The sequence below is a fragment of the Pontimicrobium aquaticum genome (assembly GCF_005047595.1).
Lineage (GTDB): Bacteria > Bacteroidota > Bacteroidia > Flavobacteriales > Flavobacteriaceae > Pontimicrobium > Pontimicrobium aquaticum.
In genome coordinates this window covers 202,120-220,374 of the sequence record NZ_SUPL01000006.1, presented here as the reverse complement: position 1 = coordinate 220,374, position 18,255 = coordinate 202,120, and the positions used below count along the sequence as shown (strand labels likewise).

The 18,255-nt window shown below is 32.5% G+C and carries 21 protein-coding genes and 1 other RNA gene; 11 read left to right on the top strand and 11 right to left on the bottom strand.

Annotated features, from left to right (window positions below; translation table 11 throughout):
- The first annotated feature begins 193 nt into the window (after window positions 1-193).
- Entirely contained in the window at window positions 194-1,435 is a 1,242-nt protein-coding gene (gene rocD, locus E5167_RS12160) for an ornithine--oxo-acid transaminase (protein ID WP_136844419.1), read from the top strand.
- Window positions 1,436-1,507: 72 nt separating this feature from the next.
- Here the strand turns inward: rocD and E5167_RS12155 are convergent, their stop codons facing one another.
- From E5167_RS12155 to E5167_RS12140, 4 genes are read right to left on the bottom strand one after another with little or no spacing between them, the layout of a single operon-like run.
- Complete coding sequence (locus E5167_RS12155; RefSeq protein WP_136844418.1) at window positions 1,508-1,858, bottom strand: DUF2752 domain-containing protein; 351 nt, start codon at window positions 1,856-1,858, stop codon at window positions 1,508-1,510.
- A gap of 46 nt (window positions 1,859-1,904) precedes the next feature.
- Complete coding sequence (locus E5167_RS12150) at window positions 1,905-2,183, bottom strand: CD225/dispanin family protein (protein WP_136844417.1); 279 nt, start codon at window positions 2,181-2,183, stop codon at window positions 1,905-1,907.
- A 12-nt stretch (window positions 2,184-2,195) separates the two neighbouring features.
- The gene (locus tag E5167_RS12145) at window positions 2,196-2,519 is read right to left on the bottom strand and encodes a CCC motif membrane protein (RefSeq protein WP_136844416.1); all 324 of its coding nucleotides are present in this window, start codon (window positions 2,517-2,519) and stop codon (window positions 2,196-2,198) included.
- 8 nt (window positions 2,520-2,527) lie between these two features.
- Entirely contained in the window at window positions 2,528-2,830 is a 303-nt protein-coding gene (locus E5167_RS12140; RefSeq protein WP_136844415.1) for a DUF2752 domain-containing protein, read from the bottom strand.
- Window positions 2,831-2,908: 78 nt separating this feature from the next.
- Here E5167_RS12140 and E5167_RS12135 point away from each other — a divergent pair, with 78 nt between their 5' ends.
- Together E5167_RS12135 and E5167_RS12130 are read left to right on the top strand one after the other, a co-directional pair.
- The gene (locus E5167_RS12135; RefSeq protein ID WP_239021997.1) at window positions 2,909-3,106 is read left to right on the top strand and encodes a hypothetical protein; all 198 of its coding nucleotides are present in this window, start codon (window positions 2,909-2,911) and stop codon (window positions 3,104-3,106) included.
- Window positions 3,106-3,663, top strand: coding sequence for a Smr/MutS family protein (locus E5167_RS12130; protein ID WP_169301422.1), 558 nt, complete (start codon window positions 3,106-3,108; stop codon window positions 3,661-3,663). The genes E5167_RS12135 and E5167_RS12130 overlap by 1 nt, the downstream gene beginning before the upstream one ends.
- Here the strand turns inward: E5167_RS12130 and E5167_RS12125 are convergent.
- Complete coding sequence (locus tag E5167_RS12125; RefSeq protein WP_136844413.1) at window positions 3,653-4,555, bottom strand: hypothetical protein; 903 nt, start codon at window positions 4,553-4,555, stop codon at window positions 3,653-3,655. The genes E5167_RS12130 and E5167_RS12125 overlap by 11 nt on opposite strands.
- Window positions 4,556-4,658: 103 nt before the next feature.
- Between E5167_RS12125 and E5167_RS12120 the strand changes: the two genes are divergently transcribed.
- Window positions 4,659-5,804 (top strand): cysteine desulfurase family protein, encoded by a 1,146-nt coding sequence (locus E5167_RS12120; RefSeq protein ID WP_136844412.1) that lies wholly within the window; start codon window positions 4,659-4,661, stop codon window positions 5,802-5,804.
- Between the two features lie 126 nt (window positions 5,805-5,930).
- Here E5167_RS12120 and E5167_RS12115 read toward each other — a convergent pair whose 3' ends face one another.
- Both E5167_RS12115 and E5167_RS12110 read right to left on the bottom strand, forming a co-directional pair.
- Window positions 5,931-8,444, bottom strand: coding sequence for a TonB-dependent receptor (locus tag E5167_RS12115; RefSeq protein WP_136844411.1), 2,514 nt, complete (start codon window positions 8,442-8,444; stop codon window positions 5,931-5,933).
- Window positions 8,398-10,089, bottom strand: a complete 1,692-nt coding sequence (locus E5167_RS12110; protein WP_136844410.1) for a M23 family metallopeptidase — start codon at window positions 10,087-10,089, stop codon at window positions 8,398-8,400. Before E5167_RS12110 ends, E5167_RS12115 begins: the two co-directional genes overlap by 47 nt.
- A 176-nt stretch (window positions 10,090-10,265) precedes the next feature.
- Here E5167_RS12110 and E5167_RS12105 point away from each other — a divergent pair, with 176 nt between their 5' ends.
- From E5167_RS12105 to rny, 4 genes are all read left to right on the top strand, one after another.
- Window positions 10,266-10,556 carry a hypothetical protein gene (locus E5167_RS12105; protein ID WP_136844409.1) on the top strand — a complete coding sequence of 97 codons (291 nt, stop codon included), beginning with the start codon at window positions 10,266-10,268 and terminating at the stop codon, window positions 10,554-10,556.
- A gap of 16 nt (window positions 10,557-10,572) precedes the next feature.
- Window positions 10,573-10,866: a cell division protein ZapA gene (locus E5167_RS12100; RefSeq protein ID WP_136844408.1), complete on the top strand. Its 294-nt coding sequence runs from the start codon at window positions 10,573-10,575 to the stop codon at window positions 10,864-10,866.
- Between the two features lie 49 nt (window positions 10,867-10,915).
- A non-coding RNA gene (gene ssrS, locus E5167_RS12095) (6S RNA) lies at window positions 10,916-11,045 on the top strand.
- A gap of 49 nt (window positions 11,046-11,094) precedes the next feature.
- Window positions 11,095-12,672, top strand: coding sequence for a ribonuclease Y (gene rny, locus E5167_RS12090; RefSeq protein ID WP_136844407.1), 1,578 nt, complete (start codon window positions 11,095-11,097; stop codon window positions 12,670-12,672).
- Window positions 12,673-12,792: 120 nt separating this feature from the next.
- Here rny and xerD read toward each other — a convergent pair whose 3' ends face one another.
- Complete coding sequence (gene xerD / locus E5167_RS12085; protein WP_136844406.1) at window positions 12,793-13,689, bottom strand: site-specific tyrosine recombinase XerD; 897 nt, start codon at window positions 13,687-13,689, stop codon at window positions 12,793-12,795.
- Between the two features lie 169 nt (window positions 13,690-13,858).
- On the opposite strand from xerD, the gene E5167_RS12080 reads away from it, so the two are divergent.
- The 3 genes from E5167_RS12080 to aroQ all read left to right on the top strand — a co-directional run bounded on the left by E5167_RS12080 (window position 13,859) and on the right by aroQ (window position 15,631).
- Window positions 13,859-14,332 carry an outer membrane beta-barrel protein gene (locus tag E5167_RS12080; RefSeq protein ID WP_136844405.1) on the top strand — a complete coding sequence of 158 codons (474 nt, stop codon included), beginning with the start codon at window positions 13,859-13,861 and terminating at the stop codon, window positions 14,330-14,332.
- A 185-nt stretch (window positions 14,333-14,517) separates the two neighbouring features.
- Window positions 14,518-15,123, top strand: coding sequence for a porin family protein (locus E5167_RS12075; protein WP_136844404.1), 606 nt, complete (start codon window positions 14,518-14,520; stop codon window positions 15,121-15,123).
- A gap of 73 nt (window positions 15,124-15,196) precedes the next feature.
- Window positions 15,197-15,631, top strand: coding sequence for a type II 3-dehydroquinate dehydratase (gene aroQ / locus E5167_RS12070; protein WP_136844403.1), 435 nt, complete (start codon window positions 15,197-15,199; stop codon window positions 15,629-15,631).
- A 95-nt stretch (window positions 15,632-15,726) separates the two neighbouring features.
- Here the strand turns inward: aroQ and lpdA are convergent, their stop codons facing one another.
- From lpdA to msrB, 3 genes are read right to left on the bottom strand one after another with little or no spacing between them, the layout of a single operon-like run.
- Entirely contained in the window at window positions 15,727-17,103 is a 1,377-nt protein-coding gene (lpdA, locus tag E5167_RS12065; RefSeq protein ID WP_136844402.1) for a dihydrolipoyl dehydrogenase, read from the bottom strand.
- 57 nt (window positions 17,104-17,160) lie between these two features.
- Window positions 17,161-17,715 (bottom strand): DUF1572 family protein, encoded by a 555-nt coding sequence (locus E5167_RS12060; protein WP_136844401.1) that lies wholly within the window; start codon window positions 17,713-17,715, stop codon window positions 17,161-17,163.
- The gene (gene msrB, locus E5167_RS12055) at window positions 17,708-18,190 is read right to left on the bottom strand and encodes a peptide-methionine (R)-S-oxide reductase MsrB (protein ID WP_136844400.1); all 483 of its coding nucleotides are present in this window, start codon (window positions 18,188-18,190) and stop codon (window positions 17,708-17,710) included. Before msrB ends, E5167_RS12060 begins: the two co-directional genes overlap by 8 nt.
- Window positions 18,191-18,255: the final 65 nt, after the last annotated feature.

Sequence of the window (18,255 nt, the reverse complement as noted above, 5' to 3'; positions counted from 1 at the left end):
AGATTGATTAATTTGCGTGCCATAGGGATGATTTCTTTCCCACGCTGAATTTTCGACACTTCGAAAGGATAAAGGTAGAGAAGGAATGGTTATTTTACTCGCTTAGTGAGATTTAATTATTAATGTTTGCATTATGTAAAAATGTCAAACGATGTCTTATCTAAATAAGGCATAAACCTTAAATTATTTTAAAATGGCTGTTTTAGACCACATTTCATCGCAAGAAGCGATGGCATTAGAAAACAAGTATGGAGCACAAAACTATCATCCACTTCCAGTAGTATTGAGTAGAGGAGAAGGAGTGCATGTATGGGATGTTGAAGGAAAACAATATTATGATTTCTTATCGGCTTACTCATCGGTTAATCAAGGGCATTGTCACCCAAAAATTGTAGATGCTTTAATAGAGCAATCTAAAACATTAACGCTAACCTCTCGTGCATTTTATAACGACATGTTAGGTAAATACGAAAAGTATGTGACTGAGTACTTTGGTTTCGATAAAGTATTACCTATAAATACAGGTGCTGAAGCTGTAGAAACTGCTTTGAAAGTCTGTAGAAAATGGGCTTACGAAGTAAAAGGTATAGATACTAATAAAGCAAAGATTATTGTTTGTGAAAACAATTTTCATGGTAGAACTACGACTATTATATCGTTCTCTAACGATCCCGTTGCGCGTAAAAATTTTGGACCTTACACCCAAGGATTTGTAAAAATTGAATACGATAACTTACAAGCACTTGAAGAAGTTTTAGAGAGTTCAAGTGATATTGCAGGATTTTTAGTAGAGCCAATTCAAGGTGAAGCAGGCGTATATGTGCCTAGTGAAGGTTATTTAGCAAAAGCTAAGGCACTATGCAAAAAGTATAATGTTTTGTTTATTGCAGATGAAGTTCAAACTGGTATTGCAAGAACAGGAAGAATGCTTGCGGTAGATCATGAAAATGTAAAGCCAGATATTTTGGTTTTAGGAAAAGCCTTAAGTGGTGGAATTTATCCAGTATCTGCTGTGTTGGCTAATAACGAGATAATGAATGTTATTAGACCTGGTAATCACGGAAGTACGTATGGAGGAAATCCTGTAGCTGCTGCTGTTGCGATTGCTGCTTTAGAGGTTGTAAAAGAAGAAAAGCTAACTGAGAATGCTGAGTATTTAGGTGAGATTTTTAGAACTGAAATGAATAAATATATTGAAAACAGCAATATGGTAAGCTTAGTAAGAGGTAAAGGCTTATTGAATGCTATTGTAATTAATGATGATGAAGATAGCGATACAGCTTGGAATATTTGCTTAAAGCTTCGCGATAATGGCTTGTTGGCAAAACCAACGCATGGTAATATTATTCGTTTTGCACCACCTTTGGTTATGAACAAAGAACAGTTACTTGATTGTGTATCAATAATCACAAAAACCTTAAAGGAGTTTGAATAACCCTTAAGTGAATTATAAAAATATAAAAGCGACCATTGGTTACTGAGCTAGTCGAAGTATGGTCGCTTTTTTTTATGGTGCTAATTCAGTAAAAGGAAATAGATTAATATTTCTTAAAACCCAAAATAGAATTATTATAACTAGAATACTCATTGTCACTTTAGATTGGTGCAGAAGATTAGTAATTCCTTTGTTTAGTACATTATTTATAATAAACATAAATGCTTGGTATAATAGTACTAACCCGAGCAAAGCAATTAAGTAATTGTGTCTTAGGCCTTCAATAAGATTTCCGTTTAAAATTTGATGAGCCGCCCGTTGACTTCCACAGCCAGGGCAATAAATACCTGTTACGGCATAAACTGGGCATTTAGGAAACATATTTGTTTCTGATGGATTCCAAAAAACATAAAATGCTAGCATTATTAGGAATGCTAGCACTCCAAATATTATTATTGATAATTTTAGTTTAGAAATCGCCACTACTTAGAGCTCCAAAAAGAGCAACACCAAAAATTAGCATATAAATTAACCAGCCAATAACTGCTATGGCCACAGAAACTAGTCCCCAGATTTTAGCATTTTTTGAAGCGTTATTAGCTTCATCATAATTACCGTCTTCATACAGGCTATTTACCTTGGTTGCATAAATAATGCTAACAATTCCAATTGGTAAACAACATAAGATTGTACTAATAATAGCAAGAGCTAAATAGCTATTTGGTCTTGTTGGTTTAATTTGTTCCATTTTTTTTTGTTATTATTGGTTTCGTTGCATTTCCTCCATAGCTTCTTGATACTTCATCATAAATTCTTCCCATCCTCCAGTAGAAAAATAATAAACATTGTATAAAAAGTAAAGACCGCTAATAATAAGTGCTACTAAAGCAACAGTTTTAGCAGTTTTCATAGCTTCTATGTTTTCATAGTTTTCAGGATTTGCATAAGCTACTTTTAATTTAGTATGGGCTATATAAAATGCAATTCCTGCAAAAATAAACCCTATACCACCAATACAGCAACATAAAAATCCTAGTATTGATAAAATATAAACTAAGGTGGTTTCTAGTTTCTTTTTTTCCATGATAAAATTTAGTTGATTAATTTAAGTGTGTAATTTGTTACAATAAATACAATGCTTAAAACTACTAAAGTTATTTTAATTTTTTCAGCATATTTTATTTTAAAGAAGAAATTTAAAGCTATAAAAACACCTAACATCAAAAGAGGATAAATTCCAGGGTACATTTTAAAAGCAGCCACAAACTCCCCTCGAAAGAGCAATACTAACGACCTTTGAAACCCACAACCAAAGCACTCTATTCCTAGTAATTGTTTGCTTAAACAAGGTAGCATAAAATCTTCTGGAGAAATTACTGAGAGTATTAATGTCATGTCACAAATTTATAAAAAGTTACCTTAGTATATGAGATATTACTATTTTTGAATTTATTAATAGTTAATAATATAAAAATGTCTAGAATAGTTAACATCATTTTAATTCTTATTGGAGGTTTAATCGCTATTTATGCACAAGCTGAAGAAAACCAAAACGTGTATATTTTAATTGGTGGCATATTTCTACTCATGACAGGATTATATAGGTTATCACGAGGTATTTCGAGCAAGCCAACCAATGACGATAGTTTTATAAAAGAAGACAAGGAGTGATGCTGAAGGTAGGTGATGAGGTTGAGGTTTTAGATGAAGCTATTTCAGGAATAATTACTGAGCTTAAAAACAATGAAGCTGTAATTAAAACGCCTGATGGTTTTGAGTTGGAATTCCCTGTTAACGAATTGGTATTAAGTCAGAAAGAGGCATTAGTGCCATCAAATTTATTCTCAAAAACATCGCTATCTGAAGCCATTTCACAGAAAGACTCAAAAAAAAGAAAATCGGTTAAAGTAAAACCTAAAGAGCGTTTCCAACCTACTATGGAGGTGGATTTGCATATTCATCAATTAGTAAAGTCTTATGGTAGAATGAGCAAACATGAAATTTTAACCTACCAATTGGAAACAGCAAAAAGACAATTAGAGTTTGCAATGCGAAAGCGCATTCAAAAAATTGTATTCATACATGGCCTGGGTGAAGGTGTGCTAAAGCTAGAACTGGAATATTTATTTAAGCATTATGATAATATAAAATTCTACGATGCCAATTATCAAAAATATGGTTTAGGAGCAACTGAGGTGTATATTTACCAAAACTCTTCTAGTCGTTAATTATTATTTTTTTTAAGTATGCGCCAAAGTCAATAAAATCTGTACTTAAAACAGACAAATCGGCATTTAAAACAACAACCTTAACAAAAATGGCTCTCTCATATGAATTTTCTATTAGTTCATTTTGAATAAACTCATCTGCAACTACTGCATCTAAATACCTTGCAATGTTGTTTATTGACAAATCATTTCTAGGATTGGTGTCTAAATTTTCATCTTCATTTCGTGTTAACACACCATCTCCATCATCGTCTGCATCTAAATAGTCAGGAATAGTGTCTCCATCGGTATCTTGAGCGTCACTGATATTGCCATCATTATTAATATCAGGATTTTCGTTTATGGTAAGAACATTGTCGTTATCGTCATCTTCATCAATATAATCAGGAATACCATCACTATCTGTGTCTTGAGCATCTGAAAAATCACCATCATTATTAGGATCTGGGTTTTCATCTTCCGTTGGTACACCATCGTTATCATCGTCTATAAATGTTGAAGTAAATTTAGCTTCGGCTCCAGATGCAGCAGCATAATCTTTTATAATAGCTACTGACGATCCTGGAATATCTTGACAAATTAGTTCGCCTTCAGGGTCGCCATTGTAAGTTCGGTAATTAAATTTTACACTATTTTCATTTATAGTGATAAACCTTTCTTCACCACTAATTAATGGATTAAAAATAGTTTCAGCTTCACTAACAGGAAATAACAAGGTTAAAGATTCATAAGGGTCGTTTTTTATATTATATAGCACATAATTAGCACTATTCTCATCACCACATAAAGAGAGTGTTTCGTCAAAATCTAATTCTACATTAATAATATCACCGTCATCACAAGATGAGATTAAAAAACTTATAGCTAATAAAATAAATAACGATTTACGCATTGTTATGAGTTTAAAGGCAAAAATAAACGAATTGTATTTTAAAACGAATCATAATGAAAATAATTTTACTTAATGTACTTTTGTGCCTCAAAAAGAAATAATCATGAAGCAAGTGTATTTTGATAATGCAGCTACCACACAAGTAAAAGACGAGGTTATTGAAGCAATGACAAATTCTTTAAAAGATAATTATGGAAACGCTTCATCTACACATAGTTTTGGACGTTCGTCTAAATCTTTAATAGAAAATATAAGAAAAGATATTGCATCCTATTTTAATGTATCAGCTGGTGAAATTGTATTTACATCAGGTGGTACTGAAGCCGACAATTTAGTGCTAAGAAGTGCTGTGCGCGATTTAGGAATTGAGCAAATTATAACCTCTAAAATTGAGCATCATGCTATTTTGCATACAGCAGAACAGTTAGAAAATGAATATGATGTTTCTATTAGTTACGTAAATATAGATGCTAATGGCTTAATAGATTTTAATCATTTAGAACAATTATTAAAAAACTCTAACAAAGCGCTTGTGAGTTTAATGCATGTGAATAACGAAATAGGTAATTTACTTGATATAAAAAAAACAGCAACATTATGTAAAGAACACGGTGCTTTATTTCATAGTGATACAGTACAATCTGTTGGTCATTATAAACTAGATTTACAAGAGATACCCATTGATTTTTTTGCAGCTAGTGCACATAAGTTTCATGGTCCAAAGGGTGTCGGATTCTGTTTTATTAGAAAAAACTCTGGATTAAAGCCTTTAATTTTTGGAGGTGAGCAAGAGCGAGGCTTTAGAGCAGGAACCGAGAGTGTACATAATATTGTTGGGCTGGGAGCGTCATTAAAGCTATCATACACTAATTTAAAAGAAGAAAGCACTTATGTAAAAGGCTTGAAGACCTATTTTATTTCAAAAATTTCAAACGAGTTGCCAGAAGTTGCATTTAATGGTTGTTCAGGAGATTTAAAACAAAGCACCTATACATTGGTTAATATGCGTTTGCCAGTATCGGAAGAGAAATCTGCCATGCTCTTATTTCAGTTAGACTTAAAAGGTATTGCTTGTTCTAAAGGAAGCGCTTGCCAAAGTGGTGCAACATCCAGTTCTCATGTGCTTTCACAAATACTTAGTACTGAAGAATTAAAAAAACCATCAGTAAGATTTTCATTTAGTATTTACAACACGAAAGATGACATTGACTACTTAGTTGAGGTTTTAAAAGAGTTGCTTTCTAATTAGCATTAATTATAAGAATCAAGAATCAAGAGCTAAGATTGGTTATCCTGAACTTGATTCAGTAGCTCACAATAATTAACGTTAGTAATTAGTGAGTGTTTAGGGCTTGGATAGATAGTGATGACGCAATTAAAACTGCATACCGACACGTATATTAAATACTCTTGGTGTTAAATAGTTAGGGATAGAATATTGACGTTTTGAATACACATCGCGCACCCAAGTATTAGTAATGGAGTTTTGAACATCGAACATATTAAAGATTTCAAAGCCCAAGCTAAGCTCTTTAAATTTTTGTTTCCACCCAGAATATGTTTTGTCTTTGTTAACAATAACATAAGAAAGCCCAAAATCAGCACGTTTATAATCTGGTAAACGTTCTTGGTAATCGTATGGATTAGCGTAACTAGGTGAGCCTCCAGGAACTCCAGTGTTATACACTAAGTTTAAATACATTTTTACATCAGGAATGTTGGGCATATAGTCTTGGAATAAAATACCAAACTTTAAGCGTTGGTCTGTTGGTCTAGAGATATATCCTTGATGGTTGATGTTCTCTTCGGTTTTTAAATACCCAAAACTAAACCAAGATTCTGTACCAGGAACAAACTCGCCATTTAGGCGTAAGTCTAATCCGTAAGCATAGGCTTTGGCAACATTGTTGGCTTCATAACGAATTCTAACATTGTTTATTGTGTAAGGGTTAACATCTTGTATGTTCTTATAATATGCTTCGGAAACCAGCTTAAAAGGACGTTCCCACATTTTAAAACTATATTCATTGCCCAATACAATATGTACGGATTTTTGTGCTTTAACCTCAGGGTTAACAACGCCTTCCTTATTTCTTAATTCACGATAAAAAGGAGGTTGGTAGTACAAGCCGCCACTTAATCTAAATAGTATGTCTTTGTCCCAATCTGGTTTTATTGCAAATTGAGCTCTTGGACTAAAAACAGTTTGAGATTTACTTGTAATATCTTTACCGCTTACAGTCCAATTATGCATTCGTATGCCTGCATTGTAAAACACTTCATGATTACCAATATAATCACGTTTACTCCATTGTCCATAGGCTTGTAAGCGATCTATTTTAGTGTTATTAGTAGCTCTAATATTTTGAAAAGGTACTAATGGACCTTGATACGCTTGGTAAGGTTGCTCGTTAAATTTATCGATGTTAGGAGGATTGATAGAAAATCCAGCCGAATCAATCACTTCCCACTCAACAATTCGGTCGCGAATGTCTTCATGGGTGTATTTAACAGACCATTCTAATAAATGGTCTTCGTAATTATAGCTTCCTTTATGTTCAACGTTAGTTATTAAAGCGTCTAAGTCGTTTCTAGCATGGTTTAATTGGCTTCCAATACCTTCACTAAATTCAACTTCACCTAAATTTTCATCACCAATATTGCTGTTCACTTCTCCTAATCTATATTGTGCTAAAATGTCAAAGTATTCTTCTTCAGTAGTATGGTATTGAGATGCAATGAGTTTTAAAGTAATAGCATCATTTAAAAAATAATTAGCTTTAAAAGCTCCAAAATAGGTTTGGTACTTATCCTTTTCTTGACCATCGTAGTAAACCAAAAGAGCCAAAGGATCGGTTAATGTTCCAAAATTAGTTTGTCTAGATTCTGGTTGATAATTGTAGCTGTTTATTGAAGCATTCCCAAGAAAGCTTACATGAAGTTTATCTGAAAACTTGTATGTTAAATACGTTTGTATATCAGCAAATTTTGGCTTGTAATTCGTTTCTGTTTCTTTAGCTTCTACAAGCAAACTATTATCGCGATAACGTAAACCAATAATTCCTGAAAATTTTGAATCCTTAGAAATGGCTTCAGTAGAAATACTGCCACCTAAAAGACTTAAATCTGCTGAAACTCCAAATTTGATAGGATTTTTATATGTAATATCTAAAACAGATGATAGTTTATCACCATATTTAGCCTGAAATCCACCAGCTGAAAAATCTACGTTTTGTACTAAATCGGTATTTACAAAACTTAACCCTTCTTGTTGTCCTGAACGAATAAGAAATGGGCGATACACTTCAATCTCATTAACATAGACTAAATTCTCGTCAAAATTTCCACCGCGAACTGAATATTGCGTGCTTAATTCATTTGAAATATTTACACCAGGAAGCGTTTTTAGTAAGTTTTCAATTCCTGGTTGTGCACCTTTTATGGTTCGTATTATTTCAGGTTTAATTGTGGTTACACCTTCAACACGATTTCTTTCAGTGCTGGTTATAACAATGGTTTCTATTTGTTCTATTTGACTGTCTAAGACAGGGTTAAACTCAAAGGATTCTCCGTTTTTTAAATTAAATGTTGCCGTAATTTTTTTAAAACTTAAATGCGTGAACTCTACTATAATATTTGTGTTGGCAGGGATTTTTATTAAGTAAAATCCGTTGTCATTACTTGTGGTACCATTACTACTGGTTTTAATATTTACATTAGCAATTGGTAAATTACTTTTATTGAGTATGATACCTTTTAAAGTTGCAGTTTGAGATTGTCCTACAAATGGAAGTAATATAAAAAAGACTATTAAAAAAAACGGTTTAATTTTCAAGAGGCTATTATTTTCTAAAAAATGTTGCTTCAAATGTAGAGCTATTTCCAACATTATCGGTAACAATAATCTTTAAATTATTTTTAGTTTCTAAATTAACCTTGTCGTTAAAATCGTAAACTAAGCTATTTTTTTTGGCGTCATATTCCATTAAAATCCACTTTCCATTTATGGTAGCTCTATAATTTTTAATTCCAGAAACAGCATCTTTAATTTTTACTTTTAAATAACGATACTTGCTTAGCCATTTACCTTCTTGAAAGTTAACAGGTGTTATTGTAGGCCCTTCAATATCCATTGCTAAAGTATAAGTACCTAAAATTTTGGTGCTACTGCTTAAAATATTTCCTTTTCTTATAGTAGGAGAATATACTACGTAGTTTTTATACCCTGTTTTTCTGGCAATATATAATTTGTCTTTGTCTTCTTCTAGGTACCTGCTTATATTAAAGTTAATGGTGAAGTTTTTTTGAGCTGGAATGGTGCTTTCATGTAATGTAAGTGTGTCGTTTTGGACTTTAAAATCTATAAAAAAATCTTCGTAAAATGTATTACTAGGAATGTAAACGGAAATATTATCGTCTTCTAAGGTGTTACTTTGATTAGCGTAAATATAGTGCTCTGTGGTTGGTTTAGGGTTGTTTTTAATATTGTTGCTTTTGGCACCAGAAATAGGAATGGTAACCCAAGTATCGTTTCCTTTAAAATCACTTACTCTGAGTTTATATACCGAAGCTGTACTATCTTCCACATGAATGTAACCATCATCAACAACATTCTCGTACATACTTAACGGATTGTTTTTTTGTACAAATAATTTTTGAATTCTAGTTTTTTTGTTTTTAAAATGTTTGTAATCTATCAAGCGGTTTAAATGTTTGGTTTCGCTAAACGAAAAACGCTTAAAATCGATTTCAAAATTTTTATTACCGTTAAAAAACGACTGAATGTTACTAACACCATTTTTATTTGCAGCATAATTTTGTTGATCATAGGCAACAATACCAAAGCCAATTTTTCCAAAGGCATTAATTTTTTCAACAACAAAATCACCACTTTTAATAGGAACAATTCTTAATTTAGATTTATCATTAGAATCATTGACGTGCGACTCATTTCCAATAGGATAGGCGTACAGTGCAAGAACCATTGGTTGTCGTGTATCCTTTATATCCATACCAAATAACATTGGATTAATAGGACGTTCTTTGTTATCTCTAATTTCGTAATGCAAGTGAGGACCTCCTGAACCACCAGTATTTCCGCTATAAGCTATTACGTCATCTTTTTCAACTAACAATTCTGTTATAGTTGGAAACACTTCAATTTCAAAACTTTCTTTTTCGTACTGGAGTTTTTTTATGTAGGCTTCAATTTTGGGTGCAAATTTTTGTAAATGAGCATACACTGTAGTATATCCATTAGGATGCGTTATGTAAAGTGCTTTGCCATATCCCCAATGCGAAATTTTAATTCTGCTAACATATCCTGATGCTGTTGCGTAAACTTTTAACCCTTCACGCTGTTGGGTTTTAATGTCTAATCCAGAATGAAAATGGTTTGAGCGTAATTCGGCAAACGTTCCAGATAGGATTATATCAATATCTAGAGGATCTCTAAAATAGTCTTTAGGATAAGGGTTTTGAGCAACAATAAGTTGCGGAATAATTACAAAAAAAATAATGAGGGATGTTCTCATAAGTAAGATATTACTGCTAAAATATTAATTTGTTTGAAATTAGCAAAGCATAATCAAGTTGCATATTAATTAATTGTAACTAATTGATAATTAAAGGGTTTTAAATTTTACTTAAAAACTATTGCTAATTAACAACTGGTATGTTAACTTTGTGTTATTAGTATTGAATTTGATAAATGAGTAATATTGAGACAGTTGTAGATTCTTTAGAGAATAGAATTAGTAAAGTATTGCATAAACTAGAAGTTTTAAAGCAAACTAACGATAAATTAAGTGAAGAATTGTCAAAATCTCAAGAAAGATTATCACAACAAGAAGCAGAAGTAGCTACTTGGGTAGATAAGTACGAAACACTAAAATTTGCAAATTCAATACTAGGCAGTGACGAAAGTAAAAGAGAAACGAAGCTTAAAATAAACACATTGATTAGAGATATTGACCATTGTATATCGCAATTATCTGAATAATGTAACAAGTCTGTAAATGTCTGAAAAGCTTAAAATAAAGCTATCTATAGCTAATAGAGTATATCCTTTGACAATAGAACCAAGTCAAGAAGAAGGTTTACGTAAAGCAGCTCAGAAAATTGAGGCAATGATTAAACAATTTGAGCAAAGTTATTCTGTGAGAGATAAGCAAGATGTGTTAGCTATGTGTGCTTTACAGTTTGCATCTCAAGTAGAACAAAAAACAATAGATAAAGAAAATTTAAGTGAAGAAGTTGAACAAAAGTTAATAGCTATGGATCAGCTTTTACAAGAGTGTTTAAGTTCTTAAGTTCTTTAAAATAAATAGGTTACTGCCTACATTAGTTAATTTTTGATAAACTCAACGTTAATTCTTTAAAAAGGGTGAGTTGAAGTTGTAAAAGCGAGCTGCTAGTGCTGGATTTACTTCAGTATCTTGAGCAGATACTTGATCAGCTTGTTAGCCCTAAACTTGTTTTTAAGGAGTTTATACAAGATCCAACTGATGTAGGCTTTTTTTTTAACTAAGCAAAACAAAATGGAAACGAACACAATTTTATTAATTGTTGGAGGAATTATATTAGGTTTAATAATTGGGTATTTTGTTGCAAAATCACTTGAAAAAAGTAATGCATCAAAAATAATTAAGAATGCTAAAAAGGATGCTTTAAGCATTATTAAGGAAGCCAATCATGAAGGAGAATCTATTAAAAAAGATAAAATTCTTCAAGCAAAAGAAAGATTTATCGAGTTAAAGTCTGAGCATGAAAAAGTTATTTTGTCTAGAGATAAAAAAATGGCAGAAGTTGAAAAGCGAACTCGAGATAAAGAATCGCAAATTTCTTCAGAATTATCTAAGCACAAAAAACTTAATAGCGAAATAGAGAGTAAGATTAAAGACTACGAATATCGCCTTGAGCATCTAGAAAAGCGCAAGAGCGAAGTAGATAAGCTACATAAAAGTCAAATTCAGCAATTAGAAGTCATTTCAGGTTTATCTGCCGAAGACGCTAAGGAGCAGTTAGTAGAATCTTTAAAAGGAGAAGCTAAAAACGATGCTATGGCGTATGTGCAAGATAAAATGGAGGAAGCCAAATTAACTGCACAGCAAGAAGCAAAAAAGATCATTATTAATACCATACAACGCGTTGGAACTGAAGAAGCAGTTGATAATTGTGTGTCTGTTTTCAATATAGAATCCGATGATATTAAAGGACGTATTATTGGTAGGGAGGGACGAAATATACGTGCTATTGAAGCAGCAACTGGCGTTGAAATTATTGTAGATGATACACCTGAAGCGATTATTTTATCTTGTTTTGATTCTGTTAGACGTGAAATTGCACGTTTATCACTTCATAAGCTTGTTACCGATGGACGCATACATCCAGCTAGGATAGAAGAAGTTGTTAAAAAGACTCATAAACAAATTGAACAAGAAATAATTGAAGTTGGTAAACGTACAGTTATCGATTTAGGAATCCATGGTTTGCATCCAGAATTAATAAAAATGGTTGGACGAATGAAATACCGTTCATCTTATGGTCAAAACTTATTGCAGCACTCCCGAGAAGTGGCTAAACTTTGTGGTATCATGGCAGCTGAATTAGGAATAAATCCTAAGTTAGCAAAACGTGCAGGATTGTTGCATGATATTGGTAAAGTTCCAGATGCTGAAACAGATATGGAAACACCTCATGCAATTCTAGGGATGCAATGGGCTGAAAAATATGGTGAAAAAGATGAAGTTTGTAATGCTATTGGAGCGCATCATGACGAGATAGAAATGAAGTCGTTACTATCGCCAGTAGTTCAAGTGTGTGATGCTATTTCAGGAGCTCGCCCTGGAGCAAGACGTCAAGTACTTGATTCGTACATCCAACGTCTTAAAGACCTTGAAGATATTGCTTTTGGTTTTAACGGAGTAAAGAAAGCTTATGCAATACAAGCAGGTAGAGAACTGCGTGTTATTGTTGAAAGCGAAAAGGTAAGCGATGATAAAGCAGCTAACCTTTCTTTTGAAATCTCTCAAAAAATCCAAACAGATATGACTTATCCAGGTCAAGTTAAAGTAACGGTAATTAGAGAAACTAGAGCAGTGAATATTGCAAAGTAGTATTTTTCTTAAAAGTTAAAAGTTAAATGTGTTTTTCATAAATTCACCTAACACCTAACACCTAACACCTAACACCTAACACCTAACACCTAACACCTAACACCTAACACCTAACAAGCACTATTTTCTAGGATGAAATTCATTAATAACATTACGCAAATGACTCTTATCTACATGCATATAAATTTCTGTTGTAGTAATACTTTCATGGCCTAGCATAAGTTGTATTGCTCTTAAATCGGCACCATTTTCTAATAAATGTGTCGCAAAAGAATGTCTAAATGTATGTGGAGAAATTGTTTTTTTTATGCCAGCTATTTCGCCTAATTGCTTTACAATAGTAAATATCATGGCTCTTGTTAATTGTTTGCCACGTCTGTTTAAAAATAAAACATCGCGATATGCTTCTACTATTGGAAGATGAATACGTACTTCATTTTTGTAAATATTAATGTATTTTTGAGTTAGGTTTCCAATGGGAATAAACCGTTGTTTATCGCCTTTACCTGTTACCTTTATAAAGCCTTCATCAAAGAAAAGATCCGATATTTTTAAGTTAATAAGCTCACTAACGCGTAAACCACAACTATAAAGTGTTTCAATAATAGCTCTGTTACGTTCGCCTTGAGGGCTTCCTAAATCAATTGAAGCTACGATGGTATCTATTTCGCTAATAGATAAAGTGTCAGGTAGCTTTCGTCCAATTTTAGGAGCTTCAATAAGTTCAAGCGGATTAGTTTCTCTATAGTTTTCAAAGATTAGAAAATCAAAAAAACTTCGTAAACCAGAGATTGTTCTTGACTGGCTTCTAGCATTTACTTCCTTGGCAATTTGATAGATAAATTCTTGAATTACTGTTTTGTCAATTATTGTGGGTGAAACGGAATTTTGATGGGTCTCTAAAAATAGTATGAGCTTTTTTACATCTCTAGAATAACTATTAATGGAGTTGATAGAAAGCCCTCTTTCAATTTTTAAATAATTAGTATAATCTTCTAAAGCTTGCTGCCATTTCATGTTTATAAGTCAGTTTTATTAACAATATGTAAGATAATTATTACTTTAATTTTATCAGTAATAATGCGGTTTTATCGATAAAAGTACTTCTTTTTGGGATAAATTTTTGTTAAAAAGCGTTTTTATTTTTTAATTAGTTGTGAATTAATCAAAACTAAATTTACAAATTATGAAAAAATTAATGTTAGTTATGGCAGTAGCCCTTTTCAGTTTTGGTGCAACTGCTCAAAATTTTAACGCTGGTATTTCTGGTGGTATTCCTACAGGTGATTTTAGTGATTTTTACTCTTTTGCACTTTCTATAGATGTTGAAGCGTTATGGGAAGCAGGAGATAATTTTGATGCAGGTATCGCAACAGGCTTTAGTTCTTCTTTTTTGGATAGTGAATTTGATGGAGATAACGCATCGTTTATTCCTATTGCAGCAGCAGGACGATTTGGTATTTCGGATGAGTTTTCGTTAGGAGCAGATATTGGATATGCATTGGGAGTTAATGAAGGTAATGATGGAGGGTTTTATTATGCCCCAAAAGCAATGTATGGTATTTCGGATGCCATCGATATTGTATTGTCTTATAGAGGATTTAATAACGATGGTGATACTTTGTCTAATATATCACTTGGTGTTATGTTTGGACTTTAGAAAGAATAATATTGATTAATAGCAAATCAATAAAAGAAGGGAGCGCAAGTAATTGCGCTCTTTTTTTGTAATTTACTGTTTATTAATTTTGTAGGATATTTTTTAAATTTTAAGTTAATTTCCTTGTTTAATATGTTTCAACTATTTAGTTTAGCTGACCAATAAAATTAAAAACCGAATTTATTATGAAAAAATTATTATTAGCAGCATTGATTGTAATTCTTGGATTCACTCAGTTGAATGCGCAAAACGATTCTGGTGACTTTACCATTGCACCTCAAATTGGTTTAAACCTATCAAACTACACTAGCAATGAAAGTTTGAGTAATAAAATTAGAATAGCATTTAATGCAGGTGCAACTGTTGAGTACTATTTTAGTGACCGTTGGAGTTTACGTTCAGGATTATTTTATGACTCAAAGGGTACAAAAATTACTGAATCTGGAGATGATTATATAGACAAATTAAATTATATTACATTGCCTATTCATGCTAACTGGCATTTTGGATCTAATAGAAATTGGTTTTTAAATTTTGGACCTACTATTGGTTTTTTGGCAAGTGCTAAAGCTGATACTCCTTCAGGGGAAATAGATATAAAAGATGATTTAGACAGTTCTTTTGATGTAGGTTTAGGTTTAGGTATAGGACATAAATTTAATATTACAGATGATACACAGTTATTTGTTGAGTATCAAGGATATAATGGTTTTATAAATATCATTGATGCCGATTTTAATTTACTAAATGCAACTTCAGCATTTAATATTGGTGTTATTTTTCAACTTTAATAACAATATTGTTTAAAAAACCGAAGTTAACAGCTTCGGTTTTTTATGCATTATTTTTTGATACCTTTGAATTATGAAGAAACTAATCATCATAAACGGTCCAAATCTTAACTTGCTTGGAAAGCGTGAGACTAATATTTATGGTAATTTAACATTTATGGAGTTTTTCGATACTGTTAAAGAAAAGTATCCTGAGGTTAGGTTAGAACATTTTCAATCTAATATTGAAGGCGAACTAATAGATAAGTTGCAAGAAGCAGGCTTTAGTTATGATGGTATTATATTAAACGCAGCAGCATATACACATACTTCTGTTGGTATTGGTGATGCTGTTAAAGCTATTGAAACACCTGTGGTAGAAGTGCATATTTCTAATACGTTTGCCAGAGAGGAATTTAGGCATCAATCGTATATTTCGCCAAATGCACATGGTGTTATTCTAGGCTTTGGACTGCAAAGTTATGAACTGGCTATACAAAGTTTTCTCTATAATTCTTCAGGTTTTTAGATAAGTTAGACTATTTAGTCGTAAAGCTATATAAAGAAAAAGTTCCGAATTATTCGGAACTTTTTATATTTCTAACCGTCTAACCGTCTAACCGTCTATATATGTATCACTTCATCATAAGCAGCTGCAACTGCTTCCATAACTGCTTCACTCATAGTTGGATGCGGATGCACCGCTTTTAAAACTTCGTGTCCTGTGGTTTCTAATTTTCGGCCTAAAACAGCTTCTGCAATCATATCTGTTACACCAGAACCAATCATATGGCAACCTAGCCATTCACCATATTTAGCATCGAAAATTACTTTTACAAAACCATCTTTATTTCCACCAGCACTTGCTTTACCAGATGCTGAGAAAGGAAATTTACCAACTTTAATATCGTAACCTTGTTCTTTTGCTTGTGCTTCGGTAAAACCAACACTAGCAATTTCTGGAGTGCAATACGTGCATCCAGGAATGTTACCATAATCTAAAGCTTCAACATGTTGACCAGCTATTTTTTCAACACATAAAATCCCTTCAGCAGAGGCTACGTGAGCTAATGCCTGTCCTGGAGTTACATCGCCAATAGCATAGTAACCAGGAATGTTTGTTTGGTAGTAATCATTCACAATTATTTTGTCTCTATCAACTACAATACCAACATCTTCTAAGCCAATATTTTCAATATTTGTTTTAATACCAACTGCTGAAAGTACCATGTCAGCCTCTAATATTTCTTCGCCTTTTTTAGTTTTAACAGTTGCTTTTACACCTTTACCAGAAGTATCAACACTTGTCACTTCAGCAGATGTCATGATTTTGATACCACTCTTTTTAAAAGAACGCTCTAATTGTTTTGAAACATCAACATCCTCTACTGGAACAATTTTTGGCATATATTCAACGACAGTAACTTCAGTTCCCATAGAATTATAGAAATAAGCAAACTCAACACCAATAGCACCAGAACCAACAATAATCATCTTTTTTGGTTGCTTTTCTAAAGTTAATGCTTCACGATAGCCAATTACTTTTTTACCATCTTGAGGTAAACTCGGTAATTCACGAGAACGTGCTCCAGTAGCAATAATAATGTGATCTGCACTATACTCAGTACCATCAACATCTACTTTTTTTCCAGGCTTCACCTTTCCGTAACCGTTAATAACATCAACTTTATTCTTTTTAAGAAGAAACTGAACACCTTTACTCATACCATCCGCAACATTTCGACTACGTTTTACAACCGCATCAAAATCTTTATCGGCATCTTTAACAGACAGCCCATAATCTTCGGCATGTTTTAAATATTCAAAAACTTGAGCCGATTTTAATAATGCTTTGGTTGGAATACAACCCCAATTTAAACAAACACCACCTAGGCTTTCCTTTTCCACTACGGCTGTTTTAAATCCTAATTGAGACGCTCTAATAGCTGTTACATAGCCTCCTGGACCACTTCCAAGAACAATTATATCGTATTTACTCATGAGTATATATTTAAGTCTTAAATTTAGGCTACGAATTTACGAAACCTAACTGTAATATTAAAGGTCTTCTGTAAAATGTCTTCGGTCTTTATCTTTAGCAAATTTTTCTTGATTGTAACTGGTAGATTTCCCTTTAGGTATAGATAGTGATTTCCAATTAATATTAGTCATCATTTTACCTAAAAAAGCGATTTGTCCAACATGATAAGCGTAATGCGCTAATTGCCTGTTAATGGCTTCGGTAACTGTATGTCCTTGATTGCGAATGTAAATAATTTGCTCTAGTTGTTCCTCTTTTAAGGGTTTAATGGCGTTAAATAAACAATCCCAACCTTGTTCCCAAGCTTTTAGTAATTGTTCTTTACTAGTATAGGTGTCTTCAAATTCTTCATCACGTTTACGCCATGTTTTTTCTCCATCTTCGGTTAAAAAATTTGTCCAACGTGACAACATATTACCAACAAGATGCTTTACAATAATAGCTATACTATTACTTTCTATATTGTATTGCCAATGAATTTGTTCGTTGTTTAACTGCTCAAAGGTTTTATCTCCTAGTGATTTGTAATATGTAAATTGTTTAATAACACTAGGTAAATAGCTATTAGTCATTTTTCTTCGGAATAAATTTTAAGGCAGCTCCATTTATACAGTGACGTAAACCTGTGGTTTCTCTTGGACCATCATCAAATACATGACCAAGATGACCTCCACAAGTGGCACAATGCTCTTCTTTTCTAGCGATTCCTATATTATAGTCCACGGAGTATGCAACATTGCCTTTTATTTCTCTATCAAAACTTGGCCAACCTGATCCAGATTCATATTTATATTCACTTTTAAATAAAGGTGTTTCGCAAGCAGCACAAATATATGTACCTTTTAAATGGTTGTTATTAAAAGAGCTACTAAAAGCAGGTTCTGTACCAGCTTTTCGTAACACATAATATTGCAATTCTGTAAGTTCGGCTTTCCATTCTGCATCAGTTTTGGTTATTGGATAAGTCTCTTTATTTTCCTTTTTTTGAGCAGTACTGTTACAGCTTAGACTTAAGCTAATTAGAATCAGGAATAAAATTTTTTTCATAATATGAATTTAGTAAGTTCTTAAAACATTTAATTTAAGTCGATTGAAAGCAAAAATCATTACAA